Origin of the sequence: Leclercia sp. W6 (genome assembly GCF_003336345.1) — a bacterium.
GTDB lineage: Bacteria > Pseudomonadota > Gammaproteobacteria > Enterobacterales > Enterobacteriaceae > Enterobacter.
In genome coordinates, this window is record NZ_CP031104.1 from 2,970,809 (window position 1) to 2,985,027 (window position 14,219).

Genomic DNA, 14,219 nt, shown 5'->3' on the forward strand with positions numbered 1-14,219 from the left:
TAATTATAAGTCGTCAAAGACATTTAACGCATCAGCAAGTTTTTTAACCCCAAAGACCTTCATACCTTCCGGCACTTTTTTCGGCACGTTGGCGGCAGGCACAATCGCCCGGCGGAAGCCATGTTTTGCCGCCTCGGAAATGCGCTCCTGACCACTCGGTACCGGGCGGATTTCGCCGGCCAGACCGACCTCGCCAAAGACCACCAGATCCTGCGGCAACGGACGGTCACGCAGGCTAGAGACCATCGCCAGCAGCAGCGCCAGGTCGGCGCTGGTTTCGGTGACCTTCACGCCGCCGACCACGTTCACAAACACATCCTGATCCGCCATCTGCAGGCCGCCGTGACGGTGCAGCACCGCCAGCAAAATCGCCAGACGGTTTTGCTCCAGCCCCACCGCCACGCGACGGGGATTGCCCATCATCGAGTGATCGACCAGGGCCTGGATCTCCACCAGCAGCGGGCGCGTCCCTTCCCAGACCACCATTACCGAGCTGCCGGAGGTGACTTCGTCGCCGCGGCTCAGGAAGATGGCGGACGGGTTGCTCACTTCACGCAGCCCCTGCTCGGTCATGGCAAAGACGCCCAGCTCATTCACCGCACCAAAGCGGTTCTTATGGCTGCGCAGGGTACGGAAACGGGTATCGGCATCACCATCCAGCATCACGGAGCAGTCGATACAGTGCTCCAGCACTTTCGGACCGGCCAGCGCGCCATCTTTGGTAACGTGGCCGACCATGATGATCGCCACGCCGCGCGTTTTGGCAAAGCGCGTCAGATAGGCGGCGGTTTCGCGCACCTGGGCGACGCTGCCCGGCGACGACTGGATGTCTGCCATGTGCATCACCTGAATGGAGTCGATCACCATCAGCTTCGGCTGCTCTTCTTCAGCAATCATGCAGATCTGCTCGATGCTGGTTTCGGAGAGCATATTCAGCTCGCTGGTGGGCAGCCCCAGCCGGTGGGCACGCATCGCCACCTGCTGCAGCGACTCTTCCCCGGTGACGTAGAGTGTTTTCATCTGCGCCGCTAGCTTGCAGAGGGTTTGCAGCAGCAGGGTCGATTTCCCGGCACCCGGGTTGCCGCCAATCAGAATGGCACTGCCCGGCACCACGCCGCCGCCCAGCACCCGGTCAAACTCTTTAAAACCGGTTGAGAAGCGCGGCAGGGCTTCAAGGCTGATGTCGGAGAGCTTCTGGACTTTCGATACGCCCGCGTTGCCCGCATAGCCGCTTAGACGCTCGTTACGGGCAACGGTGGGTGAAGCGGCAACTCCGCGCACTTCGGTGATGGTGTTCCAGGCATGACAGGCGCTGCACTGCCCCTGCCAGCGCGGATAATCCGCACCACATTCATTACAGACAAATGCGCGTTTTGGAGCTTTCGCCACGTTTTACCTCTTTATTTCTGGTTTACGCTGCCAGAGAGAATGCAGAACACCCCCATCAGGTCAGCATGACGGATAGTGACTTCCGTCTTTTCGTTCACGGTCGGTTTGGCATGGTAGGCGATGCCAAGCCCGGCCACTTTAATCATCGGCAGATCGTTCGCGCCGTCGCCAATGGCCACCGTCTGGGCAACCGGGATCTCATATTTTTCCGCCAGACGCGTCAGGGTGTTGGCCTTGAACTGGGCATCAACGATATCGCCAACCACGTTTCCGGTCAGTTTGCCGTCGCGGATCTCCAGCTCGTTGGCGACCACTGCGTCCAGGCGCAGCTTGTCACGCAGATACTCAGCAAAGAAGGTGAACCCGCCGGAGGCGATGGCCACTTTCCAGCCCAGGGTTTCCAGCTTCAGCACCAGCTGCACCAGCCCCGGCATCAGGGGGAGCTTTTCCCGGACCTGCATCAGGATATTCGCGTCGGCATCTTTCAGGGTCGCCACGCGCTGTTTCAGGCTGGCGGTGAAGTCCAGTTCGCCACGCATGGCGCGTTCGGTTACTTCAGCCACCATCTCGCCGGTACCCGCCAGTTTAGCAATTTCGTCGATGCACTCGATCTGGATGGCGGTTGAATCCATGTCCATCACCAGCAAGCCCGGCGTTTTCAGATGCGGGATCTTACCCAGCGGCGCGACATCGAGACCCGCATCATGCGCCAGACGGGTGGCACGCTGGGTCAGGGAACCGGCCAGACGAATCACCTGATAATCTTCCACACACCAGGCCGCCACGATCACCATTGCCGCGCCCAGCTTGCGCTGATACGTCGTTAACTGCTGTTTATCCAGGCCGCGTCCATACAGCAGCCAGCCGCTACGACCAGCATGGTAATCCAGTGGCATTACCTCATCACCACTTAACGAGAGCGGCAATCCTGGCCAGAGAGAGACATCATTGGGCAGGTCGCACCAGGTAATGTTTGGCATTAAAGCTCCTGTAAAATCGTTCGCGCCGGGAATCATCCAGGGGAGGGAAAATAACGCATGAGGCTACCTTGTAACCATCACTTCTGGCAACATTAACCCCGAAAATTTTCAGCAGGTGGAATATGGCTCGTGCAAAACTGAAATTCCGGCTTCATCGTGCCGTGATTGTCCTCTCCTGTCTCGCCCTGTTAGTGGCGCTGATGCAGGGTGCATCCTGGTTCAGCCAGAATCATCAACGGCAGCGTAATCCGCAGCTTGAAGAGCTGGCGCACACCCTGGCGCGTCAGGTGTCGCTCAACATCGCCCCGCTGATGCGCACCGAAACGCCGGATGAAAAGCGCATTACCCAGGTGCTGCATCTTCTGACGGAAGAGAGCCGCATCCTGGATGCCAGCGTTTACGATGAAGAAGGGGCCCTGATTGCCCGCTCCGGCGAGCATGTCGACGTGCGCGACAGGCTGGCGCTGGATGGTAAAAAAGCGGGCGGCTACTTTAACCAGCAGCTGGTGGAGCCGATTCAGGGTAAAAACGGCCCGCTCGGCTATCTGCGTCTGACGCTCGACACCCATACCCTAGCCACCGAAGCCAAACAGGTGGATAACACCACCAATATTCTGCGCCTGATGCTGCTGTTGTCGCTGGCGATCGGCGTGGTGCTGACCCGTACGCTGCTGCAGGGCAAACGCACCCGCTGGCAGCAGTCGCCGTTCCTGCTCACCGCCAGCAAGTCGGTGCCTGAAGAGGAAGAGAGCGAAAAGAAAAGCGAGTGATTGAGTCGATAACCGTTTCAGGAAAGGAAATCTGCATGTCTACATTGCGTCTGCTTATCTCAGATTCATACGATCCCTGGTTTAACCTTGCGGTAGAAGAGTGCATCTTCCGCCAGATGCCAGCCACGCAGCGGGTGTTGTTCCTGTGGCGCAACGCCGACACGGTGGTCATTGGCCGGGCGCAAAACCCGTGGAAAGAGTGCAACACACGACGCATGGAAGAGGACAACGTGCGCCTGGCCCGTCGCAGCAGCGGCGGCGGCGCGGTATTCCACGACCTCGGCAATACCTGCTTTACCTTTATGGCTGGAAAGCCGGAGTACGACAAAACCATCTCCACCAACATCGTGCTGAACGCGCTGCAGGCGCTGGGGGCCACGGCGGAAGCCTCCGGGCGCAACGACCTGGTGGTAAAAACAGATGAAGGTGACCGGAAAGTCTCCGGCTCGGCCTATCGCGAAACGATGGACCGGGGTTTCCATCACGGCACCCTGCTATTAAATGCCGATCTCAGCCGCCTGGCGAACTACCTTAATCCCGACCAGAAAAAGTTGCAGGCCAAGGGCATTACCTCCGTGCGCGGGCGGGTTGCCAATCTGGTGGATCTGCTGCCGGGCATCACCCATGAGCGAATCTGCGACGCTATCCGCGAGGCGTTTTTTGCCCATTACGGCGAGCGGGTTGAAGCCGAACTCATTTCACCTGACAAGACGCCGGATCTGCCAAACTTTGCCGAAACCTTTGCCCGCCAGAGCAGCTGGGAGTGGAACTTCGGTCAGGCGCCTGCCTTCTCGCACCTGCTGGATGAGCGCTTTACGTGGGGCGGCGTGGAGCTGCACTTCGACGTCGAGAAGGGCCATATCTCGCGTACCCAGGTCTTTACCGACAGCCTGAACCCGGCGCCGCTAGAGGCGCTGGCGGCGCGTCTGCAGGGCTGTTTGTACCGTGCGGATAGGCTGCAACAAGAGTGCGATGCTCTGATCGGCGATTTCCCTGAACAGGAAAAAGAGCTGCGGGAGCTGTCGGCATGGATGGCGCGGGCGGTACGGTAATAAAAAAAGCCGGATGGCGGCTTCGCCTTATCCGGCCTACGTGTAGGCCCGGTAAGCGAAGCGCCACCGGGCACAACAGGTCTTACTCTTTATCGCCCAGCAGAACGGATTCCAGCGCGATCTTGATCATGTCGTTGAAGGTGGTCTGACGTTCAGCGGCAGTGGTCTGCTCGTGAGTACGGATGTGGTCAGACACGGTGCAGATGGTCAGGGCTTTCGCACCGAACTCAGCCGCCACACCGTAGATACCCGCCGCTTCCATCTCCACGCCCAGGATGCCATATTTCTCCATCACGTCGAACATCTCGCCGCCGTCTGGCGCGTAGAAGAGGTCCGCAGAGAAGATGTTACCCACGCGCGCGTCCACGCCCAGCGCTTTGGCGGCGTCAACGGCGTTGCGCACCATGTCAAAGTCGGCGATGGCCGCGAAGTCATGATCTTTGAAACGCATGCGGTTAACTTTGGAGTCGGTGCAGGCGCCCATGCCGATCACGATGTCACGCAGCTTAACGTCCATACGCACGGCACCGCAGGAGCCGACGCGGATGATTTTCTTCACGCCAAAATCGGTGATCAGTTCTTTGGTGTAGATGGAGCAGGATGGGATACCCATGCCGTGACCCATGACGGAAATTTTGCGACCTTTGTAGGTACCGGTGAAGCCTAGCATGCCGCGAACGTTGTTCACTTCACGCACCTCTTCGAGGAAGGTTTCGGCGATGTGCTTCGCGCGCAGCGGGTCGCCCGGCATCAATACGACGTCAGCGAAATCACCCATCTCTGCATTAATGTGAGGAGTTGCCATCTTCAGTTCCCTTATTAGTATGTTGTTTTGCCGGGCGACGGCTGCGCCTTACCCGGCCTACAAAAAACGTAGGCCCGGCAAGCCACGCGCCGCCGGGCAACGTCATCAGAACATGGCTTTGCCATATTCCATGTCAGACGTACCAAAGTATTTCGCAATGGTCTGGCCGATATCCGCGAAAGTTTCACGATGGCCCAGAGAGCCAGGTTTCACTTTCGGGCCATACACCAGCACCGGAATGTGCTCGCGGGTGTGGTCGGTACCGGTCCAGGTTGGGTCGCAGCCGTGGTCGGCGGTCAGGATCAGAATGTCATCTTCACCCACCAGCTCCATCAGCTCCGGCAGACGGCGGTCGAACAGCTCCAGACCCGCAGCATAACCCGCCACGTCGCGACGGTGGCCCCAGGAGGAGTCGAAGTCCACGAAGTTGGTGAAGACGATTGTTTTGTCGCCCGCTTCCTTCATTTCTTTCACGGTAGCGTCAAACAGCGCATCCAGACCGGTGGCTTTCACTTTTTTGGTAATGCCGCAGTTAGCGTAGATATCGGCGATCTTACCGACAGAGACCACCTGGCCCCCTTTCTCATCAACCAGTTTCTGCAGCACGGTCGGCGCTGGCGGTTCAACGGCCAGGTCGTGACGGTTACCGGTACGCTGGAAGTTACCCGCTTTGTCGCCCACAAACGGACGCGCGATCACGCGGCCAATGTTGTAGCCGCCTTCGGTCAGCTCTTCACGGGCGATTTCGCACAGCTCGTACAGGCGATCGAGGCCAAAGGTCTCTTCGTGGCAGGCAATCTGGAACACGGAGTCAGCGGAGGTGTAGAAAATCGGCTTCCCGGTTTTCATGTGCTCTTCGCCGAGCTGATCCAGAATGACGGTACCGGAAGAGTGGCAGTTGCCGAGGTAACCCGGCAGGTTCGCACGCTCAACCAGTTTATCCAGCAGCTCCTGAGGGAAGCTGTTTTCGTGATCGGAGAAATAGCCCCAGTCAAACAGAACCGGCACACCGGCGATTTCCCAGTGACCTGACGGGGTGTCTTTCCCGGAAGAGAGCTCGTGCGCCCAGGCGTACGCGCCCACCACTTCCGCGTTAGCGTCCATACCGGCGGCAATTTTGCCGGTAGAACCTTCGTGGGCCTTAACCAGACCCAGACGGGTCAGGTTTGGCAAATTCAGAGGGCCCTGACGCCCGTTGTTCGCTTCGCCTTTTGCACAGGCTTCAGCAATGTGACCCATTGTGTCTGCACCTGTGTCACCAAAGCGACCAGCATCTTCTGTAGCGCCGATGCCGAAAGAGTCCAGCACCATAATAAATGCACGTTTCATATGTTCTCCGTACTCAGTGCTTCATAAAAAAGCGATCAGATCAGTATACCGCTATTCGGTAATACGACGATAGACCGAAGGCGAGCTTTCTGGGGCATTATCTGCCAGGGTAATGGCCGCTTTCACCGCTTTCGCCGCCTCCTGCCAGCTGTTTTCATCTTTCGCGTGGATCACCGCCAGCGGACGTTGACCGTCAACGCTGTCGCCCAGACGGGCCATATCGGTAAAGCCGACGCTGTAATCTATGCTGTCGGAAGCCTGACGACGACCGCCGCCCATCGAGACCACCGCCATACCCAGCGCGCGGGTGTCCATTGCCGAGACAAACCCTTCGGTATCCGCATAAACCGCTTTGCTGAGCATCGCAGTAGGCAGGTATTTGGCGTAGTTCTCGACGAAGTCGGTCGGGCCTTTCTGGGCGGCAACCATGCGGCCAAAGATCTCCGCCGCTTTACCGTTGTCCAGCACCGCCTGCAACTTCGCGCGGGCTTCAGCGTCATCTTTCGCCAGGTTACCGGAGATCAGCATCTCGACGCACAGCGCCATGGTGACATCAAAGAGACGCGGGTTACGGTATTCGCCGGTCAGGAACTGCACCGCTTCGCGCACTTCAACCGCGTTACCGGCGCTGGAGGCGAGCACCTGGTTCATATCGGTAAGCAGCGCGGTGGTACGCACCCCTGCGCCGTTGGCCACGCCAACAATCGCTTCGGCAAGCTGGGCAGAGAGCTCGTAAGTCGGCATAAAGGCGCCGCTACCCACTTTGACGTCCATCACCAGCGCATCCAGCCCTTCGGCCAGCTTCTTGGCGAGGATCGAGGCGGTGATCAGCGGGATGGAATCGACGGTCGCGGTAATGTCACGCGTGGCGTAAAAACGCTTATCCGCCGGAGCAAGAGAGCTGGTCTGGCCGATAATCGCCACGCCAACGTCTTTAATAATGTCGCGGAAGCGGTTGTCATCCGGGAAGATATCGAAGCCCGGGATGGCTTCCAGTTTGTCGAGCGTGCCGCCGGTATGACCGAGGCCGCGCCCGGAAATCATAGGAATGTAGCCGCCGCAGGCAGCGACCATTGGCCCCAGCATCAGCGAGGTGACGTCACCCACGCCGCCGGTGGAGTGTTTATCCACGATCGGGCCATTGAGGTTAAGGCTCTTCCAGTCCAGAACGGTTCCTGAATCCCGCATCGCCATGGTCAGCGATACGCGCTCCGGCATCGCCATATCGTGGAAGAAAATGGTCATCGCCAGGGCGGCAATCTGTCCTTCAGAGATGGTATTGTCGCGAATGCCGTTGATAAAAAAGCGGATCTCTTCGTCGCTTAACGCATGACCATCACGTTTTTTACGAATAATTTCTTGTGCGAGAAACAAAATAACCCCCTGAGGAAGTGAGTCGAAGGCTAACCGTAGGCCGGGTAAGCGTAGCGCCACCCGGCGAAGCGGAATAACGCCGGAAGGCGGCTACGCCTTATCCGGCTTACAACGAGTAGTGCTATTAGTAGCTGCTTGCGCTCTTACCGTCGCCGTGACCCAGCGCTTTCAGCAGGCTCGCCAGCAGGCTGGATGCGCCAAAACGGTAGTGACGGGCATCGGCCCAGTCGGCACCGAAAAGCTCATCGGCGATCGCCAGGAACTGCTGCGCATCTTCTGCGGTACGCACGCCGCCCGCCGGCTTGAAGCCCACGGTTTTTTCCACGCCCATATCGCGGATCACTTCCATCATGATGCGTGCGCTTTCCGGGGTGGCGTTTACCGGCACTTTGCCGGTGGAGGTTTTAATAAAGTCTGCCCCGGCTTTGATGGAGATTTCAGACGCTTTGCGAATCAGCGCCTCTTCTTTCAGCTCGCCGGTTTCGATGATCACTTTCAGCAGTACGTTTGCCGCGGCGCAGGCCTCTTTACAGGCTTTCACCAGATCGAAACCGACCTGCTCGTTACCCGCGATCAGCGCGCGATACGGGAAGACCACGTCCACTTCGTCAGCACCGTAGGCAATGGCGGCGCGGGTTTCTGCCAGCGCGATCTCGATGTCGTCGTTGCCGTGCGGGAAGTTCGTCACGGTGGCAATACGCACCTCCGGCGTGCCCTGCTCTTTCAGGGTTTTACGCGCGATGGGAATGAAACGCGGGTAGATACAGACAGCCGCGGTGGTGCCCACCGGGGTTTTCGCCTGATGACACAGCGCGATCACTTTTTCGTTGGTGTCGTCATCATTCAGGGTGGTCAGATCCATCAGTTTCAGTGCGCGCAGGCTGCTGGCGGTTAAATCGGTCATAACATTCTCCGGGCGTATAGCCGTAAAATTTCACCTTGCGGGTCTGTGAGTATTCTAACATTCACCCGCATTCTCACTTCGACATTCATCACAGTTAATGAAAAATGCATACAAATTTGCATTACTGTAATGCGATCAACTTCAAATAATTAAGCTGCAACTGCGGATTAAAGCGTCAGGCACCCGCGCAGGATCAAAGGCAGCCGGTGGGACTCTTTTTACACTCTTCCTCTGTCCATGCAGAACAATAAGGAAGCGACAATGTCCCTCTCCACACCCGCCGCCCTGCAACAACGTTGCCAGAAAATTGTGACAAGCCCGATGTTAAGCCCCGAACAAAAACGCCATTTTCTGGCGCTGGAGGCGGAAAACAACCTGCCCTATCCCGCGCTGGATAACGATGCGCGCCTGGCGCTGGCCGGGGGATTTATCTGCGATATGTTTGAAGGCCATGCGCCTTACAAACCGCGCTACGTGTTGCCCGACTATGCGCTGTTCCTGAAACAGGGTTCGGCGTGGCTGGAGCTGGAGGGCGCTCAGGATCTGGATGATGCGCTGTCGCTGCTGACCATCCTTTATCACCATGTCCCCTCCGTCACCGGCATGCCGGTCTTTCTCGGCCATCTCGATACGCTGTTGCAGCCGTATGTTAAAATTCTAACACAAGAAGAAATCGATATTCGAATAAAACGTTTCTGGCGCTACCTCGATCGCACCCTGCCGGATGCCTTCGTCCATGCTAATATCGGCCCGGCAGAGGGGCCGATCACGCGCGCCATCTTACGTGTCGATGCAGAGCTTAAGCAGGTTTCACCCAACCTTACCTTTATTTATGATCCTGACATCACACCGGATTCGCTGCTGCTGGAGGTGGCGAAGAACATCTGCGAATGCAGCAAGCCGCACATTGCCAACGGTCCGGTGAATGATAAAATTTTCACAAAAAAGGGCTACGGCGTGGTCAGCTGTTACAACTCGCTGCCGCTGGCGGGCGGAGGCAGCACCCTGGTGCGCCTCAATCTGAAAGCCATCGCCGAACAGAGCGAGACGGTGGAGGCGTTCTTTACCCGCACCCTGCCGCACTACTGCCAGCAGCAGATAGCCATTATCGATGCGCGCTGCGACTTCCTGTACCAGCGTTCCGGCTTCTTTGAGAATAGCTTCCTGGTTAAAGAAGGGCTGATCGATCCCGACAACTTTGTGCCGATGTTCGGTATGTATGGCCTGGCTGAGGCGGTGAACGTGCTGTGTGAAAAGGCCGGGATCAACGGGCGCTACGGCCAGGATGACCAGGCCAATGCGCTGGGATATCGCATCAGCGAACAGCTGGCAGCGTTCGTGGAAGCGACCCCGGTTAAACATGGCTGGAAAAAACGCGCCATGCTGCATGCCCAGTCGGGGATCAGCTCTGACGTCGACACCACGCCGGGCGCGCGCCTGCCGTATGGGGACGAGCCCGATCCCATCAGCCACCTGCTGGCGGTGGCCCCGCATCACCGGCATTATCACGCCGGGATCAGCGACATCCTGACGCTGGATGAAACCGTAAAACGCAATCCACAGGCGGTGGTGGAACTCTGTCTGGGTGCCTTCCGCGCCGGAATGCGTGAATTCACCGCCAACGTGTCGGGCAACGATCTGGTTCGCGTGACGGGCTATATGGTGCGGCTGTCCGATCTGGAAAAATATCGCGCCGAAGGTTCCCGCACCAACACCACCTGGCTGGGAGAAGAGGCCGCCCGCAACACCCGCATTCTGGAGCGCCAGCCGCGCGTGATAAGCCATGAACAACAGATGCGCTTTAGTGAGTAAGGTTATCCCGTTCTCCTGCGTCGACGGGCCCGGCAGCCGCCTGGCCCTGTTTCTGCAAGGGTGTAACCTGCGCTGCAAAACCTGCCACAATCCGTGGACAATAGGACGTTGCAATGACTGCGCTGCCTGTGTGCCGCACTGCCCGCATGAGGCGCTGAACGTTCAGGCCGGGCGCGTCTGGTGGGATGATGTACATTGCCAGCAGTGCGACACCTGCCTGCAAATGTGCCCGCAGCAGGCGACGCCTATGGCGCAGCGCTATAGTGTGGAAGAGATCGTGACGCAGATCCGCAAGGTCGCGCCGTTTATCTCCGGCATTACCGTCAGCGGCGGGGAGGCCACCACCCAGCTGCCGTTTCTGGTGGCGCTGTTTTCGACGCTAAAAGCCGATCCGCAGCTACAGCATCTGACCTGCCTTGTGGACAGCAACGGCCTCCTAAGCGAAACCGGCTGGCAAAAACTGCTCCCGGTGTTTGATGGCGCGATGCTGGATCTCAAGGCATGGGGAAATGAACACCACCGCTATCTGACCGGACGCGAAAATCCCCTCATCAAGCACAGCATCCGCTGGCTGGCGGCGCACAACAGGCTGAGCGAACTGCGCCTGCTGGTGATCCCGGATCGGTGTGATTACCTGATGCACCGTCGCGAACTGATCAAATTTATCCGCCAGTTGGGGAATGTTCCCGTCAGGATCAATGCTTTTCACGCGCATGGCGTCTATGGCGAAGCCCGGCACTGGCGCAGCGCAACGGCTGAGGATGTTGAGCCCCTGGCGCAGCTGCTGGAGCGCGAGCAGATCAGCGTGATCCGCCCGGCGCTCTATCTATAGCGACAGGCCGAACAGCGCGCGGGTATTGTCCAGCAGCGCCTGGGCGATCTCATCCGCGGGCTCCGGGCGCAGTTCACACAGGGTGGTAAAGACCCTTGCCGCCTGCTCCGGGCGGTTCGGCTGCCCCTGAAAACCGTTGAGCGGCATATCCGGGGCATCGGTTTCCAGCACCAGCGCGGAGAGGGGAAGCTGCGCCATCACCTCACGGGTTTTGTTAGCCCGGGGATAGGTAATGGTACCGCCGACGCCAATATTATAGCCCAACGCCACAAAGCGCTGCGCCTGCTGCAGGCTGCCGGCAAAGCCGTGTACCACCCCGGTACGCGGCAGATTGTGGCGCTTAAGGTGCATCGCCAGCTTGTCATGGGTGCGCCGGGAGTGGAGGATCACCGGCAGATCGTAGCGTTTCGCCAGCTTGAGCTGCGCATCGAGGATCGCCTCCTGCCGCTCGAAGTGAGGATCCTCGCGATAGAGATCGAGGCCGATCTCCCCCACCGCCACCAGCCTTTCCGGGCGTGCCGCGAGCGCCGCCTCCAGCTTTTCCAGATCGGCATCCTGATGGTTTTCGATCACAATCGGATGAAGACCCAGCGCCATATAGAGCGCCGGGTAGCGCGCGCCGAGATCCAGCACGCGATCGATACTCGCCGCATCAATGGCCGGCACCACGATCGCCATAACGCCCGCATCGGCGGCACGCTGGATGCTGGCGGGCTCATCGCCGGTGAAGGGTGAAAAATCAAAGTGGCAATGGGTATCAATAAAACGATAAGTCACGCCAGATCCTCATTATCAAACAGGGTGTCGTTCGCCTGCGGGGCATCGATCAGCGGTGTGGCAACAACATCGTTGGCCACGCTTGCCGGGGGAACCACCACCGTAGCAGGGGCGATGATCCGCTGATGACGGCGCAGCGGTGGACGCTCGGCCAGCATTTTGCCCACCGTCGCCAGGAAATAGCGTCCGCACAGACGCCCGGTTTTGTAATCGTCCCGCAGGGCCGGTACGCGGCTGCCCAGCGCCATGCTGTTGAGCGGCTTTGGCGGATAGATTTCAAAGATCCTGAGTTTACCCGGTGGCTTTTCAATAAACTGCTGGATGGCGTGATAGCTCGCCTCATGGTGCGACACCAGATTGAGCATCGGTTGCAGACTGCTTTCACCCAGCCAGCGTTCCATTCGTTTAAACCACTGCGGCGTATAGTACATCTGCGAGGGCACGGTGCGGATCACCACAATGGTGTTCGCCCCGCGTCGGGCCGCTTCCTGCACCGGAACCGCATCGCTGACACCACCATCGAGATAGCTGATCCCATCCAGTAGCGCTCCCGTCCGGTAGAAACCGGGGATGGCGCTGGTGGCGCGAAGAATGTCGAGCCAGTTCTCTTTTTGCGGCGAAAAATAGCTCGCCGAGTAGTCATCTCCGCGGCAGGCGCACATCCAGAAGGCTTTGCCGGTATCGAACAGGCGCGAGGCGTTGTCCATCGCCAGCGGCATTTTGCTTGCGGTAGCATCCAGCAGCCAGTCGAGATCGATAAGATTTCCCCCGCGCACAAAGCGCAACGGATCGAAGAAGTCGCGGGAGGTGGTGTAACGCATGATCACTTTGCGGGCGTAGCCCGGCTGGTTACAGACATACGCCGAGAGGTTTTGCGCCCCGGCGGAGGTACCAAAATAGAGATCGAACGGGTTAAATTGCGCACGCATAAACTCATCCAGCACGCCAGCCGTGAAGATCCCTCGTTGCCCCCCGCCTTCGCAAACCAGCGCAATCTGGCCTGGCCGAAAGGGTTTCAGTGCTAACGGCGCAATATTGCCGAGCGTAACCGGAATTCGCTGCCCCACCTCTGCTTTCCTGTTTTTTATTTGTTATGTCACTACACAGTAGCCTACACCGGCGGGTTTCCCAAACAGGATGTATGCGAAAAGGTCAGCCAAAGAAAAAGGCCCATGCTTAACATGGGCCTTTTCATCAACATACGGTTACCTGAGCTATGGACGACGACGTCCGGTGAACAGGCTTACCAGGAACAGGATAATACCGACGACGAAGACAATTTTCGCCGCGCCCGCCGCGGTACCCGCCAGTCCACCAAAACCCAGAGCGGCGGCAATTAACGCGATAACCAGAAAAATGATGCCCCAACGAAACATATGACTCTCCTTTACCATAGTTAATGTCGACCGCATGGTGAGCGCTCAGGTTGCTCACGGCGATATCTACATGTGTAATTCTTATCTCGCCTTCTGGCCTCAGCCAGAAGGACGAATTTTGGAGTTTTATTTCACTTTCAGATCGTTTTTAACGCTTTTCACGCCATCAATGGCTTTAGCGATACTTTCAGCACGGTCGCTCTGTGCTTTAGACTCTACTTCACCGCTGAGCTGTACCACACCGTCGGTAGTTTCCACTTTCACATTACGTGAAGGGACGATGTCATCGGCAAGCAGTTTCGCTTTGATTTCGCTGGTAGTCGCAGCGTCACCGGCATAGCCTTTAGCAGACTGTTCCTTGCCATCACGAACATGCAGTTTGTCGCTGACAGATTTTACGCCTTCAATGCCTTTCGCCACGGAGACCGCTTTTTCAGCCTGCGCCTGGCTTTCAACGAAGCCACTCAGCGTGACGACGTTTTTATCGGTTTCTACAGAGATATCGGTGCTTTTAATGTCATCAGCATCTACCAGTGCAGCTTTTACTTTTGCTGTGATAGAGCTGTCATCCATGAAGTTACCGACTTTATTCATAGAGTTATCGATTTTTTCCCCTGCGGTGTTCGCGGTGGATTGCGCTTTATCCGTTGCGGTGGTCTCTGCCATTGCAGAACCGCATACCAGAGCACTACCCATCATTACCGCCAGCAGAGTTTTCGAAATCTTCAGTTTTTTAGTATTCATCGATGTATTCCTGTGGTTTGCTCCGAATTCGAGCGTCAAACATCACGTGCAAGTAGTCTTTAGTACTACCAATCA

14 protein-coding genes are annotated in these 14,219 nt (G+C 57.8%); 4 read left to right on the forward strand and 10 right to left on the reverse strand.

Annotated elements, in window-relative coordinates:
• Window positions 1–3 precede the first annotated feature (3 nt).
• Entirely contained in the window at window positions 4–1,389 is a 1,386-nt protein-coding gene (radA, locus tag DVA43_RS14490; RefSeq protein ID WP_103823183.1) for a DNA repair protein RadA, read from the reverse strand.
• A gap of 11 nt (window positions 1,390–1,400) precedes the next feature.
• The gene (gene serB / locus DVA43_RS14495; protein WP_103823182.1) at window positions 1,401–2,369 is read right to left on the reverse strand and encodes a phosphoserine phosphatase; all 969 of its coding nucleotides are present in this window, start codon (window positions 2,367–2,369) and stop codon (window positions 1,401–1,403) included.
• Between the two features lie 122 nt (window positions 2,370–2,491).
• On the opposite strand from serB, the gene DVA43_RS14505 reads away from it, so the two are divergent.
• Window positions 2,492–3,139 carry a YtjB family periplasmic protein gene (locus tag DVA43_RS14505; RefSeq protein WP_103178181.1) on the forward strand — a complete coding sequence of 216 codons (648 nt, stop codon included), beginning with the start codon at window positions 2,492–2,494 and terminating at the stop codon, window positions 3,137–3,139.
• A gap of 35 nt (window positions 3,140–3,174) precedes the next feature.
• Entirely contained in the window at window positions 3,175–4,191 is a 1,017-nt protein-coding gene (gene lplA, locus DVA43_RS14510) for a lipoate--protein ligase LplA (RefSeq protein WP_114315938.1), read from the forward strand.
• 82 nt (window positions 4,192–4,273) lie between these two features.
• On the opposite strand, the gene deoD is transcribed toward lplA, so the two are convergent.
• From deoD to deoC, 4 genes are all read right to left on the reverse strand, one after another.
• Window positions 4,274–4,996 (reverse strand): purine-nucleoside phosphorylase, encoded by a 723-nt coding sequence (deoD, locus tag DVA43_RS14515; protein WP_103823179.1) that lies wholly within the window; start codon window positions 4,994–4,996, stop codon window positions 4,274–4,276.
• A 105-nt stretch (window positions 4,997–5,101) separates the two neighbouring features.
• Window positions 5,102–6,325 carry a phosphopentomutase gene (gene deoB / locus DVA43_RS14525; protein WP_114315939.1) on the reverse strand — a complete coding sequence of 408 codons (1,224 nt, stop codon included), beginning with the start codon at window positions 6,323–6,325 and terminating at the stop codon, window positions 5,102–5,104.
• Window positions 6,326–6,376: 51 nt separating this feature from the next.
• The gene (deoA, locus tag DVA43_RS14530) at window positions 6,377–7,699 is read right to left on the reverse strand and encodes a thymidine phosphorylase (RefSeq protein WP_114315940.1); all 1,323 of its coding nucleotides are present in this window, start codon (window positions 7,697–7,699) and stop codon (window positions 6,377–6,379) included.
• A gap of 124 nt (window positions 7,700–7,823) precedes the next feature.
• Entirely contained in the window at window positions 7,824–8,603 is a 780-nt protein-coding gene (deoC, locus tag DVA43_RS14535) for a deoxyribose-phosphate aldolase (protein ID WP_168192000.1), read from the reverse strand.
• 261 nt (window positions 8,604–8,864) lie between these two features.
• Here deoC and DVA43_RS14540 point away from each other — a divergent pair, with 261 nt between their 5' ends.
• Together DVA43_RS14540 and DVA43_RS14545 are read left to right on the forward strand one after the other, a co-directional pair.
• Complete coding sequence (locus DVA43_RS14540) at window positions 8,865–10,415, forward strand: YjjI family glycine radical enzyme (protein ID WP_114315941.1); 1,551 nt, start codon at window positions 8,865–8,867, stop codon at window positions 10,413–10,415.
• On the forward strand, window positions 10,387–11,247 hold the full coding sequence (locus DVA43_RS14545; RefSeq protein ID WP_114315942.1) for a YjjW family glycine radical enzyme activase: 861 nt from the start codon (window positions 10,387–10,389) through the stop codon (window positions 11,245–11,247). The genes DVA43_RS14540 and DVA43_RS14545 overlap by 29 nt, the downstream gene beginning before the upstream one ends.
• Here DVA43_RS14545 and DVA43_RS14550 read toward each other — a convergent pair.
• The 4 genes from DVA43_RS14550 to osmY all read right to left on the reverse strand — a co-directional run bounded on the left by DVA43_RS14550 (window position 11,242) and on the right by osmY (window position 14,144).
• A complete protein-coding gene (locus tag DVA43_RS14550; protein ID WP_114315943.1) occupies window positions 11,242–12,024 on the reverse strand; it encodes a TatD family hydrolase in 783 nt (260 codons plus the stop codon). The genes DVA43_RS14545 and DVA43_RS14550 overlap by 6 nt on opposite strands.
• On the reverse strand, window positions 12,021–13,091 hold the full coding sequence (locus DVA43_RS14555) for a patatin family protein (protein WP_114315944.1): 1,071 nt from the start codon (window positions 13,089–13,091) through the stop codon (window positions 12,021–12,023). The genes DVA43_RS14550 and DVA43_RS14555 overlap by 4 nt, the downstream gene beginning before the upstream one ends.
• 147 nt (window positions 13,092–13,238) lie before the next feature.
• Complete coding sequence (locus DVA43_RS14560; protein ID WP_002887716.1) at window positions 13,239–13,400, reverse strand: DUF1328 domain-containing protein; 162 nt, start codon at window positions 13,398–13,400, stop codon at window positions 13,239–13,241.
• Window positions 13,401–13,526: 126 nt separating this feature from the next.
• Window positions 13,527–14,144: a molecular chaperone OsmY gene (osmY, locus tag DVA43_RS14565; protein WP_103178169.1), complete on the reverse strand. Its 618-nt coding sequence runs from the start codon at window positions 14,142–14,144 to the stop codon at window positions 13,527–13,529.
• Window positions 14,145–14,219: the final 75 nt, after the last annotated feature.